The organism is Nonomuraea sp. NPDC050556 (assembly GCF_044457355.1).
Taxonomy (GTDB): Bacteria; Actinomycetota; Actinomycetes; order Streptosporangiales; family Streptosporangiaceae; genus Nonomuraea.
On the sequence record NZ_JBITGU010000002.1, the window covers coordinates 1,468,910 to 1,491,028 of the forward strand.

Sequence of the window (22,119 nt, forward strand, 5' to 3'; positions counted from 1 at the left end):
CTCGGGGCTCTGCGCCATCCTGTTCACTCCCGCGTTAGTTCAGCAGCTGCGAAAGGCGCTCTTCGCCCCCATCAAGGGCGGTAAGTACCCAAGGACCATTATGTGTCACGGCGACGCTGTGTTCGAAGTGTGCGGAAGCCTTGCCGTCGATCGTCACGACTGTCCAGTCGTCGGCCAGTACGCGGGTGCGCGGCGTGCCGAGGTTCACCATGGGCTCGATGGCCAGGCACATACCCGCTTCGAGCTGCGGTCCCCTGCCCGGCCTGCCGTGGTTGGCGATCCACGGGTCCATGTGCATCTCGGTGCCGATGCCGTGCCCGCCGTACTCCTGCGGAATGCCGTAGCGGCCCTGGGACTTCACGTACTTCTCGATCTCGAAGCCGATGTCGGACAGGTTCCTGCCGACGGTCAGCGCGGCGATGCCGCGCCACATCGACTCCTCCGTCACCCGCATCAGCTCGGTGAGCGACGGGTCGACCTCCCCGACGGGTACGGTCACCGCCGAGTCTCCGTGCCAGCCCTCCAGGATGGCGCCGCAGTCGATCGAGATGATGTCGCCCTCGCGCAGCTTGCTCTCGTTCGTCGGGATGCCGTGCACGACCTGGTCGTTCACCGACGAGCAGATCGAGGCGGGAAAGCCCTGGTACCCCTTGAACGACGGGATGCCGCCCTGGTCCCTGATCGACTTCTCCGCGATGACATCCAGGTCCAGCGGCGTCATGCCGGGTTCCACCGACCGCTTCAGCAGATCGAGCGTACGCCCGACCACCAGACCCGCCGCCCGCATCTTCTCCAGTTGTTCAGGCGTCTTGATCTGGATTCCATGCCTGTTCTTCTTGAACACGGTCTGCACCCCCCAGGGCGATTCAATTCACCCACAATAAATGCAGAAGTCCCCCTCGGAGACCCGAGGGGGACTTCTTATGAACTCTGCGCTACCCGGCGAAAGGGCGCAACACCTCCATGGCCCGCTGCGTGATCTCCTCGACGGGTCCCGTCGCGTCCACACCCTTGAGGATTCCCTCGTCGGCGTAGAACGAGATCAGCGGAGCGGTCTGCTCCTGGTAGACCTCCAGGCGGTGCCTGACGGTGTCTTCCTTGTCGTCGTCGCGCTGGAACAGCTTGCCGCCGCACGCGTCGCAGACATCGTCCTTCTTGTCGTCGAACTCGACGTGCCAGATGCGGCCGCACTGGCCGCAGGTCCGGCGACCGGCGAGCCGGCGCACCACCTCGTCGTCGTCGACGACGAGGTTGAGCACGAGATCGAGGGCCTGGCCCCAATCCTTGAGCATGTCTCGAAGGATCTCGGCCTGGCGCACGTTCCTGGGGAAGCCGTCGAGCAGGAAACCGTCCTGCGCGTCGTCCTCTCCGAGCCGGTCGCGGACCATGGCGATGGTGACCTCGTCGGGTACGAGGTCGCCGCGGTCCATATAGGTCTTGGCGAGCTTGCCGAGCTCCGTGCCGCCCGAGACGTTGGCACGGAAGATGTCACCTGTCGAGATCTTCGGGATGGACAGGTTCGATGCGATGAACTGGGCCTGAGTCCCTTTACCCGCTCCGGGGGGCCCGACGAGAACGAGACGCACTACCGCAGGAAGCCTTCGTAGTTGCGCTGCTGCAGCTGGCTCTCGATCTGCTTCACCGTGTCAAGGCCGACACCAACCATGATCAGGATGCTCGTCCCTCCGAACGGGAAGTTCTGACTCGCGCCGGCGATCGCCAGGGCGACGATCGGGACCATCGAGATGAGGCCCAGATACATCGCTCCGGGAGCGGTGAGACGGGTGAGCACGAAGTTCAGGTATTCAGCCGTCGGCCGGCCCGGGCGGATGCCCGGAATGAACCCACCGTACTTCTTCATGTTGTCGGCGACTTCAGCGGGGTTGAACGTGATGGACACGTAGAAGTACGCGAAGAAGACGATCAGCAGGAAGAAGGTGATCATGTACGTCGGACTGTCGCCCCTCGACAGGTGCTGCGCGATCCACTGGATGACGGCGTTGTCGGTGTTCTGGAACAGCGACGTCATCAGCTGCGGAAGGTAGAGCAGCGAGGAGGCGAAGATGACGGGGATGATGCCCGCCTGGTTGACCTTCAGCGGGATGTAGGTGGCTGTGCCGCCGTACATCCTGCGCCCGACCATCCGCTTGGCGTACTGCACCGGAATGCGGCGCTGACCCTGCTCGACGAAGACGACGGCGGCGATCATGAAGATGCCGACGACGATGACGAGGGCGAAGGTGAACTTGTTCGCGCGGAAGATGTTGATCAGCTCGGCCGGGAACACCGCGATGATCTGGGTGAAGATCAGGATGGACATGCCGTTGCCGATGCCACGGTCCGTGATCAGCTCACCAAGCCACATGATCACCGAGGTGCCGGCGGTCATGATCACGACCATGGTGACGATCATGAAGATGTTGTCGGGCTCGAGCAGCACGTTCTGCTGGCACTGCGGGAACAACTGCCCCGAGCGAGCCAGCGCGATGAAAGCAGTGGACTGAAGGATCGCGAGACCGATGGTCAGATAACGCGTGTACTGCGTGATCTTGGTTTGCCCGGCCTGGCCCTCCTTCTTGAGAGCCTCGAGGCGGGGAATCACGACGACCAGCAGCTGCAGAATGATGCTCGCAGTGATGTACGGCATGATGCCCAGCGCGAACACAGACAGCTTCAGGAGGGCGCCGCCGCTGAACAGCTGCACCATCCCGTAGATGTTGCCTTGATCGCTGTTGCGGGCGATGTCGAAACATGCCCTGAGGTTCTGGACGTGAACGCCCGGAGTCGGAAGAACCGAGCCGAGACGGAACAGCGCGACGATGCCCAGGGTGAAGAGCAACTTCTTGCGCAGGTCCGGTGTCCGGAACGCCCGGGTAAACGCGGTCAGCACGGTCCCTCCTGCGCGCCTTTCAGGCGGTATGAGTCTGCGATGGTGCGGGGGTCTGCCATCTGAAATCTCAGGTCGACAAGCTCACGGAACACCAGGCGAAAGCCTGCTGTCCCGCGAACTCTAACGCACTACAGGCGCGGGGACCCATTGACGAGCCCCCGCGCCTTGCAATAGCTATTACAGCTCGGTGACGGAACCACCGGCAGCAGCGATCTTCTCCTTGGCGGAACCCGAGAAAGCGTGCGCCTTCACGTTCACCGCCACCGAGATGTCGCCAGTGCCGAGGATCTTGACCGGCTGGTTCTTGCGGGCAGCGCCCCTGGCGACCAGCGCCTCGACGGTGACCTCGCCACCCTCGGGGAACAGCTCACCCAGCTTGTCCAGGTTGACGACCTGGAAGGTCGTCTTGAACATGGCGTTGGAGAAGCCCTTGAGCTTCGGCAGACGCCGCTGGAGCGGGACGTTGCCACCCTCGAAACCGCGCATGACGGTGTTGCGGGCCTTCGTGCCCTTCGTACCACGACCAGAGGTCTTACCCTTGGACGCCTCGCCACGGCCCTTGCGGACCTTGGACTTGTGGGCGCCGGGGGCGGGACGCAGGTCGTGAATCTTCAGCGGGGCACCGCTGTTGATGTTGTCAGTCATGACTAGTCGACCTCTTCCACGTCGACGAGGTGCGTCACCACGGCGACCATCCCGCGGATCTCGGGACGGTCCTCCTTGACGACGACGTCGCCGATTCGCTTCAGGCCAAGCGAACGCAGCGAGTCACGCTGGTTCTGCTTGCCACCGATCTTGGAGCGGACCTGAGTGATCTTCAGGCGACCCATGACTAGCTCACCGCCTTAGCCGCCGCAGCAGCCTCGGCGAGGCCCTCGGCGCGAGCCTTGAGCATCGCCTTGGGAGCGACGTCCTCGATCGGCAGACCACGGCGCGCCGCGATCGCCTCGGGGGTGGAAAGCCCCTTCAGCGCCGCGACCGTGGCGTGCACGATGTTGATCGGGTTGTCCGAGCCGAGCGACTTGGACAGGACGTCGTGGATGCCGGCGCACTCGAGTACGGCGCGCACGGGGCCACCGGCGATGACGCCGGTACCCGCGGAGGCCGGACGCAGGAAGACGACACCGGCCGCCTCCTCACCCTGCACGGTGTGCGGGATGGTGCCCTGGATGCGGGGAACGCGGAAGAATGCCTTCTTCGCTTCCTCGACACCCTTGGCGATGGCCGCGGGGACTTCCTTGGCCTTGCCGTAGCCGACGCCGACCAGGCCGTTGCCGTCACCGACGACAACCAGGGCGGTGAAGCTGAAGCGACGACCACCCTTCACGACCTTGGCCACTCGGTTGATCTTCACTACGCGCTCGATGTACGAGACGCCCTTGTCGGCGGCGCCACCGCGGCGATCGTCACGACGGTCACGCCGCTCGCCACCGGTGCCGCCACCGCGACGCGGAGCTGCAGCCATCAGTGGTTCCTCTTCTCAGTTGCCATTAGAACTCGAGCCCGCCTTCGCGAGCGCTGTCCGCGAGAGCCGCGATGCGCCCCGCGTAGCGGTTTCCACCACGGTCGAAGACGACAGCGGTGATCCCGGCTTCCTTGGCCCGCTGAGCGAGGAGCTCGCCGACCTTCTTGGCCTTCTCGGTCTTGTCGCCCTCGGCAGTGCGCAGGTTGGCGTCCATGGTGGAGGCGCTGACCAGCGTGTGGCCGACGGTGTCGTCCACGATCTGCACGAACAGGTGACGAGTCGAGCGGTTGACGACCAGGCGCGGACGCGCAGCCGTACCGACGACCTTCTTGCGGACGCGGCCGTGACGGCGGGCCCGCGAGACGGTGCGGGCAGCCGTGTGCTTGCTGAACGCAGTCTTCGGAGCCATGCCTACTTACCAGCCTTTCCGACCTTGCGGCGGATAACTTCACCCTGGTAACGCACGCCCTTGCCCTTGTACGGGTCAGGCTTGCGCAACTTGCGGATGTTGGCGGCGACCTCGCCGACCTTCTGCTTGTCGATGCCGTCCACATGGAACAGGGTCGGCTTCTCGACGCGGAAGGTCACGCCCTCGGGGGCGTCGACGATGACCGGGTGACTGAAGCCCAGAGCGAACTCCAGCTGCGTCGGGCCCTTGGCCGCGACGCGGTAACCGACACCGACGATCTCAAGGGTCTTGGAGTACCCCTGAGTCACGCCGGCCACCATGTTGGCGATCAGCGTGCGAGACAGGCCGTGCAGCGCACGGTTCTTGTTCTCGTCGTTCGGTCGGGCGACGGCGATGGTGCCGTCTTCCTCGCGAGCCACAGTGATGGGCTCGGCGACCTTGTGTGAAAGCGTGCCCTTCGGGCCCTTGACCTGGACGTCCTGGCCGTCGATCGTGATGTCGACGCCGCTGGGCACAGGGATGGGCAGCCGTCCGATTCGCGACATGCTGTGTTCCTCCCCCCGCTACCAGACGTAGGCGAGGACTTCCCCGCCTACTCCACGCTTGCCAGCCTGCTTGTCGGTCATGAGACCGGCGGACGTCGAGATGATCGCGACGCCCAGCCCGCCCAGGACTCGAGGCAGGTTGTCCTTCTTCGCATAAACCCGCAGACCGGGCTTGGAAACCCGGCGCAGGCCCGAGAGCGACCGCTCACGGGTCGGCCCGAACTTGAGCTCCACCACGAGGCTCTTGCCAACCTTGGCGTCTTCGACGGCCCAAGCCTGGATGTAACCCTCCTGCTGGAGGATCTCGGCGATGTGCGCCTTGATCTTCGAGTAGGGCATAGTCACGCTGTCGTGATAGGCCGAGTTCGCGTTGCGCAGACGAGTCAACATGTCTGCGATCGGGTCGGTCATCGTCATGGCCAGTGGCCTTCCTCGCCGCGGTTTCCAGTCGGTGAAGCTTGTGTGCTCTGCCGGTGGACCTTCGGCGCGGTCACAGGCGCCCCTGCGGGGCACCCAAGTGGATATTTCTGATATGTACGGCTAGCGCACCATCAGGGGGCGGACTCGCATCCGCCCCCCAAGGGTATCTACCAGCTGGACTTGGTGATGCCGGGCAGCTCGCCCCGGTGAGCCATCTCACGGAAGCAGATGCGGCAGAGCCCGAACTTCTTGTACACGGCGCGCGGACGGCCACAACGCGAGCAACGCGTGTAGGCCCTGACCTCGAACTTCGGCTTGCGCCCCGCCTTGGCGATCAGCGACTTCTTCGCCATGATCAGGCCTCCTTGAAGGGGAACCCGAGGAGCTTCAGCAGCGCCCGGCCCTGGTCGTCAGTCTTCGCGGTGGTCACGACCGTGATGTCCATACCACGCGGCCGGTCGACCTTGTCCGGGTCGATCTCGTGGAACATGACCTGCTCCGTGAGACCGAACGTGTAGTTGCCGTTGCCGTCGAACTGCTTCGGCGACAGACCGCGGAAGTCACGGATACGGGGCAGCGCCAGCGACAGCAGCCTGTCGAGGAACTCCCACATCCGGTCGCCGCGAAGCGTGACGTGCGCGCCGATCGGCATGCCCTCACGCAGCTTGAACTGCGCGATGGACTTGCGGGCGCGGACGACGGCCGGCTTCTGGCCGGTGATCGTGGTGAGGTCACGGACAGCGCCCTCGATGAGCTTCGAGTCGCGAGCCGCCTCGCCGACACCCATGTTGACCTTGATCTTGGTCAGGCCGGGCACCAGCATGATGTTCTCGATGCCGAACTCGTCACGAAGCTTCGCGATGATCTCCTCGCGGTACTTCGTCTTGAGGCGCGGCGTCTGACGCGCGGTCTCGGTGATCGTGTCAGTCATCAGTTGTCCTCACCCGACTCGTCGGCCTTCTTGTCGGCCTTCTTGGCAGGCTTCTCGTCATCCTTGAGCTTCTTGACGTTGCTCACGTGGATGGGAGCCTCCATGGTCTCCACGCCGCCCTGCTTGGCGCCGCGAGGACCGTTGAGGTTCTCCTTGGAGTGCTTCTTGATCATGTTGACGCCCTCGACGACCACGCGGTCCTTGTCGGGGTACGTCGCGATGATGCGACCCTTGGCACCCTTGTCCTTGCCGGCGATGACCAGAACCTGGTCACCCTTCTTCACGTGAAGCTTCGGCATTTACAACACCTCCGGAGCGAGCGAGATGATGCGCATGAACTTCTTGTCGCGCAGCTCACGGCCGACCGGGCCGAAGATACGGGTGCCACGAGGGTCACCGCTGTCCTTGATGATGACGGCGGCGTTCTCGTCGAAGCGGATGTAGGAGCCGTCGGGACGGCGGCGCTCCTTCACCGTGCGGACGATGACGGCCTTGACCACATCGCCCTTCTTGACGCCGGTGCTTCCGGGAAGGGCGTCCTTCACCGTGGCGACGATGACGTCGCCGATACCCGCGTAGCGTCGACCGGAGCCACCGAGAACGCGGATGCAGAGAATCTCCTTGGCACCCGTGTTGTCGGCGACACGCAGTCGCGACTCCTGCTGGATCACAGTTACTCCTGTTAGTCGCGCCGGTTCTCGGGCGAACCCGAGCCTGGCGGAACCTGTCGTTGTCTTGTTCCTCCGGCTACAGCCCCTTACGGGACCGCACCGCAGGCGATGGGCTGAAAGCTCCCATCCTTGGACACCGTCATGGGGGGCTGTCTCCAACCCCCCACGAGGCGCGCAATATGTCGAGAAGGGGTGTTACTTGGCCTTCTCGAGGATCTCCACCACGCGCCACCGCTTGGTAGCGGAGAGCGGGCGGGTCTCCATGAGCAGCACGCGGTCGCCCACGCCACAGGCGTTGGACTCGTCGTGCGCCTTGTACTTGGTCGTACGGCGGATGACCTTGCCGTACAGACGGTGCTTGACGCGGTCCTCGACGGCGACGACGACGGTCTTGTCCATCTTGTCGCTGACGACCAGGCCCTCGCGGACCTTGCGGAATGCCCGCGTCTCGTTCTCGGTGGTCTCAGTCTCAGCCATCGCTCGTCTCCTTCTCGACCGTGACGATGCCGAGCTCGCGCTCGCGCATCACGGTGTAGATACGGGCGATCTCGCGGCGGACAGCGCGCAGCCGCCCGTGGCTCTCCAACTGACCGGTCGCCGCCTGGAAGCGGAGGTTGAACAGCTCCTCCTTGGCTTCCTTGAGCTTCTGGACCAGGGTGTCCTGGTCCTCCACCCGCAGCTCGCCGGCGGTCAGGCCCTTAGCCATCACGCCTCACCAACTTCTCGCTTAACGATCTTGCACTTCATGGGGAGCTTGTGGATTGCGCGAGTGAGCGCCTCACGGGCGATCGGCTCGGCGACACCGGACAGCTCGAACATGACGCGCCCCGGCTTGACGTTCGCGATCCACCATTCAGGCGAACCCTTACCGGAACCCATGCGGGTCTCGGCAGGCTTCTTGGTGAGCGGACGGTCCGGGTAGATGTTGATCCACACCTTGCCACCACGCTTGATGTGGCGAGTCATGGCGATACGAGCGGACTCGATCTGGCGGTTGGTCACGTAGGAGTGCTCAACAGCCTGAATGCCGAACTCGCCGAACACGACTCGGGTGCCGCCCTTGGCGGCTCCACTGCGATCGGGCCGGTGCTGCTTGCGGTGCTTGACCCTGCGCGGGATCAGCATGGTCAGCTCCCTTCAGCACCCGGCTGCGCAGCCGGGCCGGTCTCGGGGGCAGCCTGCGCGGCCGCCTCAGTACGGGGTGCGCGGTCGCCACGGCCGCCGCCACCGGCTCCACCGCCGCGACGAGCGCCGCCACCGGCACCGCCACCACGGCGAGGACGGTCGCCACCGCCGCCGCCACCGCGACGGTCGTCACGCTCGCGACGCTGGCCGGCACGAGCACCGGCGGCAGCCGCCTCGCGCTCGGCGCGGCTCGTCGGAGCCTCACCCTTGTAGATCCAGACCTTCACGCCGATGCGGCCGAAGGTCGTGCGGGCCTCGTAGAGGCCGTAGTCGATGTCCGCACGAAGGGTGTGCAGCGGCACACGGCCCTCGCGGTAGAACTCCGACCGGGACATCTCAGCGCCGCCGAGACGACCGGAGCACTGGACACGGATGCCCTTGGCGCCGGACTTCATGGCGGACTGCATCGCCTTGCGCATGGCGCGTCGGAACGACACGCGGCTCGACAGCTGCTCGGCCACACCCTGAGCGACGAGCTGAGCGTCGATCTCCGGGTTCTTGACCTCGAGGATGTTGAGCTGGACCTGCTTCTTGGTCAGCTTCTCCAGGTCGCCGCGGATGCGGTCGGCCTCGGCGCCGCGGCGGCCGATGACGATGCCGGGACGCGCGGTGTGGATGTCGACCTGGACGCGATCGGTGGTGCGCTCGATCTCGACCTTGGAGATGCCGGCCCGCTCCATGCCCTTCTTGAGCATGCGGCGGATGGCGACATCCTCGGCGACATACGACTTGTACAGCTTGTCGGCGTACCACCGGCTCTTGAAGTCGGTCGTGATGCCGAGGCGGAACCCGTGCGGGTTAACCTTCTGGCCCACTATCGGGTCCTTCCCTTCGGCTCGCGGGACTCCACGATCACGGTGATGTGGCTCGTCCGCTTGTTGATCCGATAGGCGCGACCCTGTGCACGCGGACGGAACCGCTTCAGCGTCGGGCCCTCGTCGACCCACGCGCGGCTCACGACGAGCGTCTCGGGGTCGAGCTTGAAGTTGTGCTCAGCGTTCGCAACCGCGCTCGAGAGCACCTTGTAGATCGGCTCGCTCGCTGCCTGGGCGGCGAACTGCAGAACGGCCTGCGCCTCCGAAGCGGGCAGCCCGCGAATAAGGTCCACCACGCGGCGGGCCTTCTGGGGCGTGACGCGGACGAACCGCGCCTGAGCCCTGGCTTCCATCGCTTACTCCTCTTACTTCTGAAGGCGCACTATCGCCGGCTGCGCCGGTCGTCCTTGACGTGGCTACGGAACGTCCGCGTCGGGGCGAACTCTCCGAGCTTGTGACCGATCATCGAGTCGGTGATGAACACCGGGACGTGCTTGCGGCCGTCGTGCACGGCGATCGTGTGACCGATCATGTCCGGCACGATCATGGAGCGCCGCGACCACGTCTTGATGACGTTCTTGGTGCCCTTTTCATTCTGGACTTCCACCTTCTTGGCGAGGTGTCCGTCCACGAAGGGGCCCTTCTTAAGGCTACGTGGCATTTCGGCTGCTCCTACCGCTTCTTCCTCTTGCTGCGACGTCGGATGATCAGACGGTCGCTGGCCTTGTTCGGCTGGCGGGTGCGGCCCTCAGGCTTGCCCTTGGGGTTGACCGGGTGGCGACCACCGGAGGTCTTGCCCTCACCACCACCGTGCGGGTGGTCGACCGGGTTCATGGCGACACCACGGACGGTCGGGCGCTTGCCCTTCCACCGCATACGGCCGGCCTTGCCCCAGTTGATGTTGGCCTGCTCGGCGTTGCCGACCTGGCCCACACTGGCGCGGCAGCGGACGTCGACCATGCGCATTTCGCCGGAAGGCATACGCAGCGTGGCGTACTGGCCCTCCTTGGCGAGCAGCTGGATCTGCGCACCCGCAGACCGGCCGAGCTTGGCGCCACCACCGGGACGGAGCTCCACCGCGTGGATGAAGGTACCGGTCGGGATGTTGCGCAGCGGCAGGCAGTTGCCGGGCTTGATGTCGGCCCCGGGACCGTTCTCGATGCGGTCACCCTGCTTGATGCCGGTCGGCGCGAGGATGTAGCGCTTCTCGCCGTCGGCGTAGTGCAGCAGAGCGATGTTGGCGGTGCGGTTCGGGTCGTACTCGATGTGAGCGACCTTCGCCGGAACGCCGTCCTTGTCATGCCTACGGAAGTCAATGATCCGGTAGGCGCGCTTGTGACCGCCGCCCTGGTGGCGTGCGGTAACCCGGCCGTGTACGTTGCGGCCGCCCTTGCTGTGAAGGGGCGCAAGCAGCGACTTTTCGGGCGTGCTGCGCGTGATCTCGGCAAAGTCCGAGACACTCGAGCCGCGACGACCCGGGGTCGTTGGCTTGTACTTACGGATGCCCATCTTTTTCGTTCATCCTTTGTCGGTTACATGGGTGAACCCGCCGCACTTTCGTGCGGCGGTTCCGCCCTTTCGAGCTATGTACGGCGAGCGTCAGCCGATCTGACCGAAAATGTCGATCCTGTCGCCCTCGACCAAGCTCACGATCGCGCGCTTGGTGTCAGGACGCTTGCCGAAGCCGGCCCGGGTGCGCTTGCGCTTGCCCTGCCGGTTGATGGTGTTCACGCTGGTGACCTTGACCCCGAAGATCTGCTCAACAGCGATCTTGACCTGGGTCTTGTTGGCGGTCTTCTTCACCAGGAACGTGTACTTGTTGTTCTCGTCGATCAGGCCGTAGCTCTTCTCGGAGACGACCGGCTTGACGATGATGTCGCGCGGGTCGGCGATCTTCTCCATCAGGCGTCTTCCTTCCCGCTCTTGCTCAGCCGCGCCACGACCTGGTCGTAGGCGCCCTGAGTGAAGACGACATCGTCGTGGACGAGGACGTCATAGGTGTTCAGCTGACCGGCGTCCAGCAGGTGGACCTCGGGAGCGTTACGCAGGCTCAGCCAGGTGACCATGTCGTTCTCGTCGACGACGAGGAGGACACGGGGAGCCTGGGTGATCTTACGCAGCGCCTCGAGCGCGGTCTTGGTCTTCGGCGTCTCGCCGTCGATCAGGCCGCTGACCACGTGCACGCGGCCGCCGGAAGCCCGGTCGGACAGGGCCCCGCGCAGGGCGGCGACCTTCATCTTCTTGGGCGTCTTCTGGGCGTAGTCACGCGGCTGCGGGCCGTGGACGACGCCACCGCCGGTGAACTGCGGGGCGCGGGTCGAACCCTGACGGGCGCGGCCGGTGCCCTTCTGGCGGTAAGGCTTCTTGCCACCACCGCGGACTTCGCCGCGGGTCTTGGTCTTGTGGGTGCCCTGCCGGCGAGCGGCGAGCTGGGCCACGACGACCTGGTGGATCAGCGGGATGTTGACCTTGGAACCGAAGATGTCCTCCGGCAGGTCTACGGAGCCGGTCTTGGCGCCGCTGGCGTCGAGGACGTCAATGGTGCTCACTTGGCAGCCCCCTTCTTGGCAGCGGTGCGAACGAGAACCAGGCTGCCGTTGGCGCCGGGGATAGCACCCTTGATCAGGATGAGACCCTTCTCGGCGTCCACGGCGTGAACCTTGAGGCTCTGGACGGTGGTGCGGACGTTACCCATCCGGCCAGCCATGCGCAGACCCTTGAAAACGCGGCCCGGGGTGGCGCAGCCACCGATGGAACCCGGCGAGCGGTGCTTGCGCTGCGTACCGTGCGAGGCACCTAGACCCTTGAAGCCGTGACGCTTCATGACACCAGCGAAACCCTTGCCCTTGGACTTGCCAGTCACGTCTACGTACTGGCCGGCCTCGAAGGTGTCAGCCAGGAGCTCCTGGCCGAGGGTGTAGTCGCTCGCGTCGTCGGTGCGGATCTCCGCGAAGTAGCGGCGCGGGGTGATGTCGTGCTTACGCAGGTAGTCGCCGAGCGGCTTGTTGACCTTCCTGGGGTCGACCTGCCCGAAGCCGAGCTGGATAGCGGCGTAGCCGTCCTTGTCAGCGGTGCGGACGCGGGTCACCACGCACGGACCGGCCTCGACCACGGTGACCGGGACCATCCGGTTGTCCGCGTCGAAGACCTGGGTCATGCCGAGCTTCTTGCCCAGGACGCCCTTTGTCGTCTTAGCCATGTCAGTGCGTTCCCTCAGAGCTTGATCGAGATGTCGACGCCGGCAGGGAGGTCGAGTCGCATGAGCGAGTCGACGGTCTTCGGCGTCGGGTCGATGATGTCAATCAGCCGCTTGTGCGTGCGCATCTCAAAGTGCTCGCGGCTGTCCTTGTACTTGTGCGGCGAGCGGATGACGCAGTACACGTTCTTCTCGGTCGGCAGCGGCACCGGGCCCGCGACCTTCGCGCCAGTCCGCGTCACCGTCTCGACGATCTTCTTGGCCGAGCTGTCGATGACCTCGTGGTCATAGGCCTTGAGCCGGATGCGGATCTTCTGTCCCGCCATAATGGCCTCGGTGTCCTTCGCTGTCGTCTGAAAAAGTAGCGTGCGGCAGGTTGCCGCTGGTAGAAACCCCACGTAGCAGACGCTGATGATCTGCGGTTTCATTCCGTGATCCGGCAGTTACTTCGGTCACGCAGCTCCTTCGTCGCTGCGCGACCAAGGACCTGTGCTTGTTGGTGACTTCGACAAGCTCAGTCACTGCCTACCGAACCAACTGCTAGATCACGGTTTTCGTGGAGCCGGGTGGAGCAGGTGCGGCGGCCGGATCGCTCCGGCCGCCGCGGGGTACTACTTGAGGATCTTGACGACCCGGCCGGCGCCGACGGTGCGGCCACCCTCACGGATCGCGAACTTCAGACCGTCTTCCATGGCGATGGGCTGGATGAGCTCGACGCGCATCTCAGTGTTGTCGCCGGGCATGACCATCTCGGTGCCCTCGGGGAGGTTCACCACGCCGGTCACGTCAGTCGTACGGAAGTAGAACTGAGGACGGTAGTTGTTGAAGAACGGCGTGTGACGGCCGCCCTCGTCCTTGCTCAGGATGTAGACCTGGGCCTCGAACTCGGTGTGCGGGGTGGTCGTGCCCGGCTTGATGATGCACTGGCCGCGCTCGACGTCCTCGCGCTTGATGCCACGGAGGAGCAGACCGACGTTGTCGCCCGCCTGGCCCTCGTCGAGCAGCTTGCGGAACATCTCGACACCGGTGACCGTGGTCGTGGTCTTGGTGTCCTTGATGCCGATGATGTCGACGGTCTCGTTGACCTTGACGATGCCACGCTCGATACGGCCGGTGACGACCGTGCCGCGACCGGTGATCGAGAAGACGTCCTCGATGGGCATGAGGAACGGCTTGTCGGTCTCGCGCTCGGGCTGCGGGACGTTCTCGTCGACAGCGGTCATCAGCTCGATGATGCTGTCGCCCCACTTCTCGTCGCCCTCGAGGGCCTTGAGAGCGGAGACGCGCACGACGGGCAGGTCGTCGCCGGGGAACTCCTGAGCCGAGAGCAGCTCACGGACCTCGAGCTCGACGAGCTCCAGGATCTCCTCGTCGTCGACCATGTCGGCCTTGTTGAGGGCCACGACGATGTAGGGGACGCCGACCTGGCGGGCCAGGAGGACGTGCTCCTTCGTCTGCGGCATCGGGCCGTCGGTGGCGGCGACCACGAGGATCGCACCGTCCATCTGAGCGGCACCGGTGATCATGTTCTTCACGTAGTCCGCGTGACCCGGGCAGTCGACGTGGGCGTAGTGACGCTTCTCCGTCTGGTACTCAACGTGCGCGATGGAGATCGTGATGCCACGAGCCTTCTCCTCGGGCGCCTTGTCGATCTTGTCGAACGGCGTCGCGTCGTTCAGCTCGGGGAAACGGTCGTGAAGCACCTTGGTGATCGCCGCGGTCAGAGTGGTCTTGCCGTGGTCGATGTGCCCAATGGTGCCGATGTTAACGTGCGGCTTGTTCCGCTCGAACTTGGCCTTAGCCACTGGTTCTCTCCTTAGAGAATCTGACTGACTTACTTCACACTCGGGCCCGGGGAAATACCCGGCCCCTGGGCGGCAGAGCCCCGATCACTCGGGACCCTGCCAGAGGGACTCCGGGGCTGCTATTCGCCCCGGGCCCCTTGGCTGCGGGGCGACGATCTCCGCCACCCTCAGCCCAAGGGACCTGGGCTATTCGCCCCGGGCCTTCGCGACGATCTCCTTGGCGATGCCCGGGGGCACCTCCGCGTAGGAGTCGAACTGCATGCTGTAGCTCGCGCGCCCCTGCGTCTTGCTACGAAGGTCGCCCACGTAGCCGAACATCTCAGACAGCGGCACCAGAGCCGTGATGACGCGGGCGCCTGCGCGCTCGTCCATCGCCTGGATCTGTCCGCGGCGACCGTTGAGGTCGCCGATGACGTCACCCATGTAGTCCTCGGGCGTGGTGACCTCAACGGCCATCATGGGCTCGAGAATTACGGCGTCCGCCTTGCGCGCGGCCTCCTTGAAGGCCATCGAGCCGGCGATCTTGAAGGCCATTTCCGAGGAGTCGACGTCGTGCGCGGCACCGTCGGTCAGCGTCACCTTCACGCCGACCATCGGGTAGCCGGCGAGCACGCCGAACTCTGCGGCCTCCTGGGCACCGGCGTCGACCGAGGGGATGTACTCCCTGGGGACGCGGCCACCGGAGACCTTGTTCTCGAACTCGTAGCCGTCGTTGCCCTCGCCCAGCGGCTCCAGGTTGATGATGACCCGCGCGAACTGACCTGAACCACCGGTCTGCTTCTTGTGGGTGTAGTCAACCTTCTCCACCTTGCGGCGGATGGTCTCGCGGTAGGCGACCTGCGGACGGCCGACGTTGGCCTCGACCTTGAACTCGCGACGCATGCGGTCGACGAGGATCTCGAGGTGGAGCTCGCCCATGCCGTGGATGACGGTCTGGCCGGTCTCCTCGTCACGGCGGACCTGGAAGGACGGGTCCTCCTCGGCCAGCCGCTGGATCGCGGTCGACAGCTTCTCCTGGTCACCCTTGGTCTTGGGCTCGATCGCGACGCTGATGACCGGCGCCGGGAACGTCATCGACTCGAGGATGACCTGGTGGGCCGGGTCGCTCAGCGTGTCACCCGTCGTGGTGTCCTTCAGACCCATGACGGCGACGATCTGACCAGCGTGCGCGGACGGGCGCTCCTCGCGCTTGTTCGCGTGCATCTGGTAGATCTTGCCGATCCGCTCCTTCTTGCCCTTCACCGAGTTCACGACTGCGGTGCCGGTCTCGAGCGTGCCCGAGTAGATGCGGATGTAGGTGAGACGGCCCAGGTGCTGGTCGCTCATGATCTTGAAGGCCAGCGCGGAGAACGGCTCAGCGGTGTCCGCGTGGCGCTCGATGATCTCCTCGGACTTGCTGCCGACGCCGTGGGCCTGGTAGGCCGCGATGTCGACGGGAGCCGGGAGGTAAGCAACGATCGCGTCGAGCAGGGGCTGAACGCCCTTGTTCTTGAACGCGGTGCCGGTGAGGACCGGGTTGATGGCGCTGCTCAGCGTCGCGCGGCGAATGGCCGCGACCAGCTGCTCCTCGGTGGGCTCGACGCCCTCGAGGAAGAGCTCCATCAGCTCGTCGTCGTTCTCCGAGACCGTCTCGACCAGCTTGTCGCGCCACTCGCGAGCAGCCTCGGTGTACTCGGCCGGGATGTCGACGGTGTCGTACATCTCGCCCTTGGCAGCCTCTTCGCTCCAGATGAGGCCCTTCATCTTCACCAGGTCGATGACGCCCTTGAAACCGGCCTCAACGCCCCAGGGAAGCTGGATGACAGCCGGGGTGGCACCCAGGCGGCTGATCATCATGTCGACGCAGCGGTGGAACTCGGCGCCGACGCGGTCCATCTTGTTCACGAAGCAGATGCGCGGCACGCCGTAGCGGTCAGCCTGACGCCAGACCGTCTCCGACTGGGGCTCAACGCCGGCGACACCGTCGAACACGGCGACGGCACCGTCGAGGACGCGGAGCGAACGCTCCACCTCGATGGTGAAGTCGACGTGACCCGGGGTGTCGATGATGTTGATGGTGTGGCCGAGCCACTCACAGGTCGTCGCGGCAGACGTGATCGTGATGCCGCGCTCCTGCTCCTGCTCCATCCAGTCCATCGTGGCAGCGCCCTCGTGGACTTCACCGATCTTGTAGTTGATGCCGGTGTAGAACAGGATGCGCTCGGTCGTGGTGGTCTTGCCCGCGTCGATGTGGGCCATGATCCCGATGTTGCGGATCTTGGCCAGGTCAAGAGCGGTCGTGGTGGCCACTTCTCTCGCGTCCTCGTCGTCTCGTCGAACCCGCTGTTACCAGCGGTAGTGGGCGAAGGCCTTGTTGGACTCGGCCATCTTGTGGGTGTCCTCGCGCTTCTTGACGCTCGCCCCGAGGCCGTTGCTGGCGTCGAGGAGCTCGTTCATGAGGCGCTCGGTCATGGTCTTCTCGCGGCGGGCGCGGGAGTACTGCACCAGCCAGCGCAGGGCCAGGGTGGTGCTGCGCGCGGCGCGCACCTCGACCGGGACCTGGTAGGTCGCGCCACCGACGCGACGGCTGCGAACCTCGAGGGTCGGCTTGACGTTGTCAAGCGCGCGCTTCAGGGTGACAACCGGGTCGTTGCCCGTCTTGTCCTTGCAGCCCTCGAGGGCGCCGTAGACGATCGACTGCGCGATGGAGCGCTTGCCGTCCAGGAGCACCTTGTTGATCAGGGCGGTGACCAGCGGCGAGTTGTGAACCGGGTCAGCCATGAGCTGACGACGGCCAGGAGAACCCTTACGAGGCATTGTTAGCTCTTCTCCCTCTTCGCGCCGTAACGGCTGCGGGCCTGCTTGCGGTTGCGGACACCCTGGGTGTCCAGCGAGCCGCGGATGATCTTGTAGCGAACACCCGGCAGGTCCTTCACACGACCGCCACGCACGAGCACGATGGAGTGCTCCTGCAGGTTGTGGCCCACACCGGGGATGTAAGCCGTGACCTCGATGCCGTTGGTGAGCCGAACACGGGCCACCTTGCGCAGTGCCGAGTTGGGCTTCTTGGGGGTCGTGGTGTAGACGCGCTGGCAAACGCCGCGACGCTGCGGACTCCCCTTCAGGGCAGGAGTCTTGGTCTTGGAGACCTTGTCCTGCCGGCCCTTGCGGACCAACTGCTGAATAGTGGGCACTGCCACTCCGTTTCGTGCTTTGGCCGGTAATACGTCATGTCCGAAACGAGCCCGGCCTGAATGACCTTTGCGTCTCGGTAGTGCTTTTCGCAGGTGCTGCCGGTGTCATGACCTGCTGTTTTCTCTCCCGCTCCGACCCACGCGGTCGGGCGTGTCGCGCTCTGTTCGAGCTACACGCCCTGCGCAGACGTACGCTGGGGGAGTTCACGCCGCGCTTCTACCAAACTCTTGTATGAGCGCACGCATGAGAGCCCATGAACCCACGGGCACGAAGGGCAAGACTACCTAGCCCAGCGCAGCACGTCAAAACGGCTACGTATCCCCGGCCGCTGTTGTTGCGACCGTAACGTTCGTGTCGTGGTCACGCGGCCGGTTCTCCCCCGACCGCTATCAGACCCTCGCCTAGTTTACCCGCATCCCCGAGTTCTCTGGCCGATCTCTGCGAATTGCTTGTACCACGCTCTTTCCTCGGTACGGCGAAGCCACGGCATAGACCACCCACCGCCCCGCCCTGAGCCCCCTCCAAGGCCCCCGAGAGAGCTCCAGGTGCCGGTCACACCGATGTGGCGGCGGGATCCACGTCCGACTGCGTGCCATGACGCACGGACGCCCACCCACGTCGGCGGGTGGCCATCCCCCGGCCTGCCGTACATCCCCCAAGGACAGCAACCAGCGCGGCGGGAAAGCGAAAACGCCCGGCCCCACAGGGGGCCGGGCGTTCTGCTTCAGATCATCTACCGGTTGTACTGACCGAAGTCGTACTCCTCCAGCGGGACAGCCTCGCCCGAGCCGGTGCCGAAGGTGTAGTCGGCGGCAGAGCCGTCGTATCCACCCACGGTGTACATGGCGGCCTTGGCCTCCTCGGTCGGCTCCACCCGGATGTTGCGGTACTGCGGCATACCAGTACCAGCCGGGATGAGCTTACCGATGATGACGTTCTCCTTCAGACCCAGCAGCGAGTCGGACTTGGCGTGGATCGCCGCGTCCGTCAGCACCCTGGTCGTCTCCTGGAAGGACGCGGCCGACAGCCACGACTCGGTCGCGAGCGACGCCTTCGTGATGCCCATGAGGACCGGACGGCCGGCGGCGGGCGAGCCACCCTCGGCCACGGTCTCGCGGTTCATCTGCTCGAAGCGCGGACGCTCCACGAGCTCACCGGGCAGCAGGTCCGTCTCACCGGACTCGAGCACGTTGACGCGCTTGAGCATCTGCCGAACGATGATCTCGATGTGCTTGTCGTGGATCGACACACCCTGCGAGCGGTACACCTGCTGGACCTCGGCGACCAGGTGCAGCTGGACCGCACGCGGGCCGAGGATGCGGAGCACCTCGTTGGGGTTGACCGCACCGGCGATCAGCTGCTGGCCGACCGTGACGCGCTGGCCGTCCGAGACGAGCAGGCGCGAACGCATCGACACCGGGTAGGCGATCTCTTCCGAGCCGTCGTCCGGAGTGATGACGATCTTCCTGGTCTTGTCGGTCTCGTCGATGCGAGCCCGGCCCTCGGCCTCGGAGATCGGGGCGACACCCTTGGGGATGCGCGCCTCGAAGAGCTCCTGGACACGGGGCAGACCGTGGGTGATGTCCGCACCGGCCACACCACCGGTGTGGAAGGTACGCATCGTCAGCTGGGTGCCGGGCTCACCGATCGACTGGGCGGCGATGATGCCGACCGCCTCGCCGACGTCCACGAGCTTGCCGGTGGCCAGCGAGCGGCCGTAGCAGGTCGCGCAGACCCCGATCTTGGCCTCGCACACCAGCGCGGAGCGGGTGCGCACCGTCTCGATCCCGGCGTTGACCAGGTCGGTGACGTGGATGTCGTTGATGTCGACGCCGGCGGTCGCGATGACCTTGCCGTCGACCTCGACGTCCTCGGCCAGGATGCGGCCGTGCACGTTGGACTCGGCGTTCTCCGCCTTGACCAGGTTGCCGTTGCCGTCACGCTCGCCGACGTGCAGCGGGACCGCCCGGTCCGTGCCACAGTCGATCTCGCGGACGATGACGTCCTGGGCGACGTCCACCAGACGACGGGTCAGGTAACCCGAGTCGGCGGTACGCAGGGCGGTGTCGGCCAGACCCTTTCGCTGACCGTGGGTGGAGATGAAGTACTCCAGCACCGACAGGCCCTCGCGGAACGAGGCCTTGATCGGACGCGGGATCGTCTCACCCTTGGTGTTGGACACCAGACCACGGATACCGGCGATCTGCCGCACCTGCATCTTGTTACCACGGGCACCGGAGTTGACCATCATCCACACGGGGTTGGTGGCCGGGAACGCGTTGACCATGTCGGTCTCGACGTCCGCGGTGGCGTGGGTCCAGATCTCGATGAGCTCCTGACGGCGCTCCTCGTCGGTGATCAGACCGCGCTCGTACTCGCGCTGGACCTTGTCGGCCCTGCGCTCGTAGTTCTCCATGATCTCGGCCTTGTTCGGCGGAGCCACGACGTCCTCGATGGAGATCGTGACACCCGACCGGGTGGCCCAGCGGAAACCGGCGTCCTTGAGCGCGTCGAGCGCGTTGGCCACTTCGACCTTGGGATAGGTCTCGGCCAGCTCGTTCACGATCGCGGACAGCTGCTTCTTGCCGATCTGGAAGTTCGCGAACGGGTAGCTCGCCGGCAGCGTCTGGTTGAACAGGCACCGCCCGAAGGTCGTCTCCAGACGGATCGGGTCACCCTGCTCCCAGCCCTCCGGCGCGGTCCAGTCGCGCGGGGGAAGGACGTCGGTGAGCCTGATCTGGATCTTGGCCTGGATCTCCAGCTCGCGCCGGTCGAAGGCCATCTGCGCCTCGGAGACCGAGCCGAAGACCCGGCCCTCGCCGACGGCGCCTTCCTTGTGCGTGGTCAGCCAGTAGAGGCCGATGACCATGTCCTGGGTGGGCATCGTCACGGGCTTGCCGTCGGCCGGCTTGAGGATGTTGTTGGTCGAGAGCATCAGGATGCGAGCCTCGGCCTGGGCCTCAGCCGACAGCGGCAGGTGCACGGCCATCTGGTCGCCGTCGAAGTCGGCGTTGAACGCCGTGCAGACGAGCGGGTGGATCTGGATGGCCTTGCCCTCGACCAGCTGCGGCTCGAACGCCTGGATGCCCAGACGGTGCAGCGTGGGCGCGCGGTTGAGCAGCACGGGGTGCTCGGTGATGACCTCTTCGAGGACATCCCAGACCACCGGGCGGGCACGCTCGACCATGCGCTTGGCCGACTTGATGTTCTGCGCGTGGTTGAGGTCGACCAGGCGCTTCATCACGAACGGCTTGAAGAGCTCCAGGGCCATCTGCTTGGGCAGACCGCACTGGTGCAGCTTCAGCTGCGGGCCGACGACGATGACCGAACGGCCGGAGTAGTCGACTCGCTTGCCCAGCAGGTTCTGACGGAAACGACCCTGCTTGCCCTTCAGCATGTCGCTGAGGGACTTCAGCGGCCTGTTGCCAGGACCGGTGACCGGGCGACCGCGGCGGCCGTTGTCGAACAGCGCGTCGACGGCCTCCTGGAGCATCCGCTTCTCGTTGTTCACGATGATCTCGGGCGCGCCGAGGTCAAGGAGACGCTTGAGACGGTTGTTCCGGTTGATCACGCGGCGGTAGAGGTCGTTCAGGTCCGAGGTCGCGAACCGGCCACCGTCGAGCTGCACCATCGGGCGCAGGTCCGGCGGGATGACCGGGATGCAGTCGAGGACCATGCCGCGCGGCGAGTTGGTCGTGTTCAGGAACGCGGAGACGACCTTGAGCCGCTTGAGCGCGCGGGCCTTCTTCTGGCCCTTGCCCGAGCGGATCGTCTCGCGCAGGTTCTCGGCCTCGGCGTCGAGGTCGAAGCTGATCAGGCGCTCCTGGATCGCCTGCGCGCCCATGCCGCCCTTGAAGTAGCGGCCGAAGCGGTCGCGCATCTCGCGGTAGAGCATCTCGTCGCCCTCGAGGTCCTGGACCTTGAGGTTCTTGAAACGGCTCCACACCTCGTCGAGCCGGTCCAGCTCGCGCTGGGCCCGGTCGCGAAGCTGGCGCATCTCACGCTCGGCGCCCTCACGAACCTTGCGGCGCTGGTCGCCCTTGGCGCCGGCGGCCTCGAGCTCGGCGAGGTCGCCTTCGAGCTTCTTCTGCCTGGCCTCGACGTCGGCGTCACGACGCTGCTCGATGTGCTGACGCTCCACCGAGATCTTCGCCTCGAGCGAGGGAAGGTCGCGGTCGCGCATCTCGGCATCGACGTGCGTGATCATGTAGGCGGCGAAGTAGATGACCTTCTCGAGGTCCTTCGGCGCCAGGTCGAGCAGGTAGCCCAGACGCGAGGGCACACCCTTGAAGTACCAGATGTGCGTGACGGGCGCGGCCAGCTCGATGTGGCCCATCCGCTCACGACGCACCTTGGCGCGAGTCACCTCGACGCCACAGCGCTCACAGATGATGCCCTTGAAGCGAACGCGCTTGTACTTACCGCAGTAGCACTCCCAGTCGCGGGTGGGACCGAAGATCTTCTCGCAGAAGAGCCCGTCCTTTTCCGGCTTGAGTGTGCGGTAGTTGATCGTCTCCGGCTTCTTGACCTCGCCATGTGACCACTGGCGGATGTCATCGGCCGTTGCCAGCCCGATCCGAAGCTCGTCGAAGAAGTTGACGTCCAGCATCTGC

29 protein-coding genes are annotated in these 22,119 nt (G+C 65.3%); all 29 read right to left on the reverse strand.

Annotation, left to right across the window (positions count from 1 at the left end):
* Positions 1–34 precede the first annotated feature (34 nt).
* The 29 genes from map to ACIBG8_RS25065 all read right to left on the reverse strand — a co-directional run bounded on the left by map (position 35) and on the right by ACIBG8_RS25065 (position 22,115).
* A complete protein-coding gene (map, locus tag ACIBG8_RS24925) occupies positions 35–844 on the reverse strand; it encodes a type I methionyl aminopeptidase (RefSeq protein ID WP_397345323.1) in 810 nt (269 codons plus the stop codon).
* A 91-nt stretch (positions 845–935) separates the two neighbouring features.
* A complete protein-coding gene (locus ACIBG8_RS24930; RefSeq protein ID WP_397345324.1) occupies positions 936–1,586 on the reverse strand; it encodes an adenylate kinase in 651 nt (216 codons plus the stop codon).
* Positions 1,586–2,890 carry a preprotein translocase subunit SecY gene (gene secY / locus ACIBG8_RS24935; protein ID WP_397345325.1) on the reverse strand — a complete coding sequence of 435 codons (1,305 nt, stop codon included), beginning with the start codon at positions 2,888–2,890 and terminating at the stop codon, positions 1,586–1,588. Before secY ends, ACIBG8_RS24930 begins: the two co-directional genes overlap by 1 nt.
* Positions 2,891–3,067: 177 nt before the next feature.
* Positions 3,068–3,535 (reverse strand): 50S ribosomal protein L15, encoded by a 468-nt coding sequence (gene rplO / locus ACIBG8_RS24940; RefSeq protein ID WP_397345326.1) that lies wholly within the window; start codon positions 3,533–3,535, stop codon positions 3,068–3,070.
* 2 nt (positions 3,536–3,537) lie between these two features.
* Entirely contained in the window at positions 3,538–3,720 is a 183-nt protein-coding gene (gene rpmD, locus ACIBG8_RS24945) for a 50S ribosomal protein L30 (RefSeq protein ID WP_397345327.1), read from the reverse strand.
* A 2-nt stretch (positions 3,721–3,722) separates the two neighbouring features.
* On the reverse strand, positions 3,723–4,355 hold the full coding sequence (gene rpsE, locus ACIBG8_RS24950; RefSeq protein WP_397345328.1) for a 30S ribosomal protein S5: 633 nt from the start codon (positions 4,353–4,355) through the stop codon (positions 3,723–3,725).
* A gap of 25 nt (positions 4,356–4,380) precedes the next feature.
* Positions 4,381–4,764, reverse strand: a complete 384-nt coding sequence (rplR, locus tag ACIBG8_RS24955; protein WP_397345329.1) for a 50S ribosomal protein L18 — start codon at positions 4,762–4,764, stop codon at positions 4,381–4,383.
* 2 nt (positions 4,765–4,766) lie between these two features.
* On the reverse strand, positions 4,767–5,309 hold the full coding sequence (gene rplF, locus ACIBG8_RS24960) for a 50S ribosomal protein L6 (protein ID WP_397345330.1): 543 nt from the start codon (positions 5,307–5,309) through the stop codon (positions 4,767–4,769).
* Positions 5,310–5,327: 18 nt separating this feature from the next.
* The gene (gene rpsH, locus ACIBG8_RS24965; protein WP_397345331.1) at positions 5,328–5,726 is read right to left on the reverse strand and encodes a 30S ribosomal protein S8; all 399 of its coding nucleotides are present in this window, start codon (positions 5,724–5,726) and stop codon (positions 5,328–5,330) included.
* 170 nt (positions 5,727–5,896) lie between these two features.
* Positions 5,897–6,082 (reverse strand): type Z 30S ribosomal protein S14, encoded by a 186-nt coding sequence (locus ACIBG8_RS24970; RefSeq protein ID WP_397345332.1) that lies wholly within the window; start codon positions 6,080–6,082, stop codon positions 5,897–5,899.
* 2 nt (positions 6,083–6,084) lie between these two features.
* Positions 6,085–6,660: a 50S ribosomal protein L5 gene (rplE, locus tag ACIBG8_RS24975; protein WP_397345333.1), complete on the reverse strand. Its 576-nt coding sequence runs from the start codon at positions 6,658–6,660 to the stop codon at positions 6,085–6,087.
* The gene (rplX, locus tag ACIBG8_RS24980; RefSeq protein ID WP_397345334.1) at positions 6,660–6,959 is read right to left on the reverse strand and encodes a 50S ribosomal protein L24; all 300 of its coding nucleotides are present in this window, start codon (positions 6,957–6,959) and stop codon (positions 6,660–6,662) included. Before rplX ends, rplE begins: the two co-directional genes overlap by 1 nt.
* Entirely contained in the window at positions 6,960–7,331 is a 372-nt protein-coding gene (gene rplN, locus ACIBG8_RS24985) for a 50S ribosomal protein L14 (protein WP_397345335.1), read from the reverse strand.
* A 195-nt stretch (positions 7,332–7,526) separates the two neighbouring features.
* The gene (rpsQ, locus tag ACIBG8_RS24990; protein ID WP_397345336.1) at positions 7,527–7,808 is read right to left on the reverse strand and encodes a 30S ribosomal protein S17; all 282 of its coding nucleotides are present in this window, start codon (positions 7,806–7,808) and stop codon (positions 7,527–7,529) included.
* Entirely contained in the window at positions 7,801–8,037 is a 237-nt protein-coding gene (rpmC, locus tag ACIBG8_RS24995) for a 50S ribosomal protein L29 (RefSeq protein WP_080047279.1), read from the reverse strand. The genes rpsQ and rpmC overlap by 8 nt, the downstream gene beginning before the upstream one ends.
* Positions 8,037–8,456 (reverse strand): 50S ribosomal protein L16, encoded by a 420-nt coding sequence (rplP, locus tag ACIBG8_RS25000; RefSeq protein WP_192779599.1) that lies wholly within the window; start codon positions 8,454–8,456, stop codon positions 8,037–8,039. The genes rpmC and rplP overlap by 1 nt, the downstream gene beginning before the upstream one ends.
* Before the next feature lie 2 nt (positions 8,457–8,458).
* Positions 8,459–9,331: a 30S ribosomal protein S3 gene (rpsC, locus tag ACIBG8_RS25005; RefSeq protein ID WP_397345337.1), complete on the reverse strand. Its 873-nt coding sequence runs from the start codon at positions 9,329–9,331 to the stop codon at positions 8,459–8,461.
* Positions 9,331–9,684 carry a 50S ribosomal protein L22 gene (rplV, locus tag ACIBG8_RS25010; protein WP_397345338.1) on the reverse strand — a complete coding sequence of 118 codons (354 nt, stop codon included), beginning with the start codon at positions 9,682–9,684 and terminating at the stop codon, positions 9,331–9,333. The genes rpsC and rplV overlap by 1 nt, the downstream gene beginning before the upstream one ends.
* A gap of 29 nt (positions 9,685–9,713) precedes the next feature.
* The gene (rpsS, locus tag ACIBG8_RS25015; protein ID WP_397345339.1) at positions 9,714–9,992 is read right to left on the reverse strand and encodes a 30S ribosomal protein S19; all 279 of its coding nucleotides are present in this window, start codon (positions 9,990–9,992) and stop codon (positions 9,714–9,716) included.
* 11 nt (positions 9,993–10,003) lie between these two features.
* Positions 10,004–10,840, reverse strand: a complete 837-nt coding sequence (rplB, locus tag ACIBG8_RS25020) for a 50S ribosomal protein L2 (RefSeq protein ID WP_397345340.1) — start codon at positions 10,838–10,840, stop codon at positions 10,004–10,006.
* Positions 10,841–10,930: 90 nt separating this feature from the next.
* The gene (rplW, locus tag ACIBG8_RS25025) at positions 10,931–11,233 is read right to left on the reverse strand and encodes a 50S ribosomal protein L23 (RefSeq protein WP_397345341.1); all 303 of its coding nucleotides are present in this window, start codon (positions 11,231–11,233) and stop codon (positions 10,931–10,933) included.
* Positions 11,233–11,880, reverse strand: coding sequence for a 50S ribosomal protein L4 (gene rplD, locus ACIBG8_RS25030; protein ID WP_397345342.1), 648 nt, complete (start codon positions 11,878–11,880; stop codon positions 11,233–11,235). The genes rplW and rplD overlap by 1 nt, the downstream gene beginning before the upstream one ends.
* Positions 11,877–12,530 carry a 50S ribosomal protein L3 gene (gene rplC, locus ACIBG8_RS25035; RefSeq protein WP_397345343.1) on the reverse strand — a complete coding sequence of 218 codons (654 nt, stop codon included), beginning with the start codon at positions 12,528–12,530 and terminating at the stop codon, positions 11,877–11,879. Before rplC ends, rplD begins: the two co-directional genes overlap by 4 nt.
* 14 nt (positions 12,531–12,544) lie before the next feature.
* Entirely contained in the window at positions 12,545–12,853 is a 309-nt protein-coding gene (rpsJ, locus tag ACIBG8_RS25040; RefSeq protein WP_012887830.1) for a 30S ribosomal protein S10, read from the reverse strand.
* Positions 12,854–13,138: 285 nt separating this feature from the next.
* The gene (gene tuf, locus ACIBG8_RS25045; RefSeq protein ID WP_397345344.1) at positions 13,139–14,332 is read right to left on the reverse strand and encodes an elongation factor Tu; all 1,194 of its coding nucleotides are present in this window, start codon (positions 14,330–14,332) and stop codon (positions 13,139–13,141) included.
* A gap of 186 nt (positions 14,333–14,518) precedes the next feature.
* Positions 14,519–16,570, reverse strand: a complete 2,052-nt coding sequence (gene fusA, locus ACIBG8_RS25050) for an elongation factor G (RefSeq protein WP_397346182.1) — start codon at positions 16,568–16,570, stop codon at positions 14,519–14,521.
* Positions 16,571–16,657: 87 nt separating this feature from the next.
* Positions 16,658–17,128, reverse strand: coding sequence for a 30S ribosomal protein S7 (rpsG, locus tag ACIBG8_RS25055; RefSeq protein ID WP_137245693.1), 471 nt, complete (start codon positions 17,126–17,128; stop codon positions 16,658–16,660).
* A gap of 2 nt (positions 17,129–17,130) precedes the next feature.
* A complete protein-coding gene (rpsL, locus tag ACIBG8_RS25060; protein WP_049572713.1) occupies positions 17,131–17,505 on the reverse strand; it encodes a 30S ribosomal protein S12 in 375 nt (124 codons plus the stop codon).
* 734 nt (positions 17,506–18,239) lie between these two features.
* Positions 18,240–22,115 carry a DNA-directed RNA polymerase subunit beta' gene (locus ACIBG8_RS25065; RefSeq protein ID WP_397345345.1) on the reverse strand — a complete coding sequence of 1,292 codons (3,876 nt, stop codon included), beginning with the start codon at positions 22,113–22,115 and terminating at the stop codon, positions 18,240–18,242.
* Positions 22,116–22,119 lie beyond the last annotated feature (4 nt).

Excerpts from the sequence above, each read along its gene's own strand:
- rplO (WP_397345326.1), bottom strand. The coding sequence starts at position 3,535 with ATGACTGACAACATCAACAGCGGTGCCCCGCTGAAGATTCACGACCTG.
- rpmD (WP_397345327.1), bottom strand. The coding sequence starts at position 3,720 with ATGGGTCGCCTGAAGATCACTCAGGTCCGCTCCAAGATCGGTGGCAAG.
- rpsE (WP_397345328.1), bottom strand. The coding sequence starts at position 4,355 with ATGGCTGCAGCTCCGCGTCGCGGTGGCGGCACCGGTGGCGAGCGGCGT.
- rplR (WP_397345329.1), bottom strand. The coding sequence starts at position 4,764 with ATGGCTCCGAAGACTGCGTTCAGCAAGCACACGGCTGCCCGCACCGTC.
- rplF (WP_397345330.1), bottom strand. The coding sequence starts at position 5,309 with ATGTCGCGAATCGGACGGCTGCCCATCCCTGTGCCCAGCGGCGTCGAC.
- rpsH (WP_397345331.1), bottom strand. The coding sequence starts at position 5,726 with ATGACGATGACCGACCCGATCGCAGACATGTTGACTCGTCTGCGCAAC.
- ACIBG8_RS24970 (WP_397345332.1), bottom strand. The coding sequence starts at position 6,082 with ATGGCGAAGAAGTCGCTGATCGCCAAGGCGGGGCGCAAGCCGAAGTTC.
- rplE (WP_397345333.1), bottom strand. The coding sequence starts at position 6,660 with ATGACTGACACGATCACCGAGACCGCGCGTCAGACGCCGCGCCTCAAG.
- rplX (WP_397345334.1), bottom strand. The coding sequence starts at position 6,959 with ATGCCGAAGCTTCACGTGAAGAAGGGTGACCAGGTTCTGGTCATCGCC.
- rpsQ (WP_397345336.1), bottom strand. The coding sequence starts at position 7,808 with ATGGCTGAGACTGAGACCACCGAGAACGAGACGCGGGCATTCCGCAAG.
- rpmC (WP_080047279.1), bottom strand. The coding sequence starts at position 8,037 with ATGGCTAAGGGCCTGACCGCCGGCGAGCTGCGGGTGGAGGACCAGGAC.
- rplP (WP_192779599.1), bottom strand. The coding sequence starts at position 8,456 with ATGCTGATCCCGCGCAGGGTCAAGCACCGCAAGCAGCACCGGCCCGAT.
- rplV (WP_397345338.1), bottom strand. The coding sequence starts at position 9,684 with ATGGAAGCCAGGGCTCAGGCGCGGTTCGTCCGCGTCACGCCCCAGAAG.
- rpsS (WP_397345339.1), bottom strand. The coding sequence starts at position 9,992 with ATGCCACGTAGCCTTAAGAAGGGCCCCTTCGTGGACGGACACCTCGCC.
- rplB (WP_397345340.1), bottom strand. The coding sequence starts at position 10,840 with ATGGGCATCCGTAAGTACAAGCCAACGACCCCGGGTCGTCGCGGCTCG.
- rplW (WP_397345341.1), bottom strand. The coding sequence starts at position 11,233 with ATGGAGAAGATCGCCGACCCGCGCGACATCATCGTCAAGCCGGTCGTC.
- rplC (WP_397345343.1), bottom strand. The coding sequence starts at position 12,530 with ATGGCTAAGACGACAAAGGGCGTCCTGGGCAAGAAGCTCGGCATGACC.
- rpsJ (WP_012887830.1), bottom strand. The coding sequence starts at position 12,853 with ATGGCGGGACAGAAGATCCGCATCCGGCTCAAGGCCTATGACCACGAG.
- fusA (WP_397346182.1), bottom strand. The coding sequence starts at position 16,570 with ATGGCCCACATCGACGCGGGCAAGACCACCACGACCGAGCGCATCCTG.
- rpsG (WP_137245693.1), bottom strand. The coding sequence starts at position 17,128 with ATGCCTCGTAAGGGTTCTCCTGGCCGTCGTCAGCTCATGGCTGACCCG.
- ACIBG8_RS25065 (WP_397345345.1), bottom strand. The coding sequence starts at position 22,115 with ATGCTGGACGTCAACTTCTTCGACGAGCTTCGGATCGGGCTGGCAACG.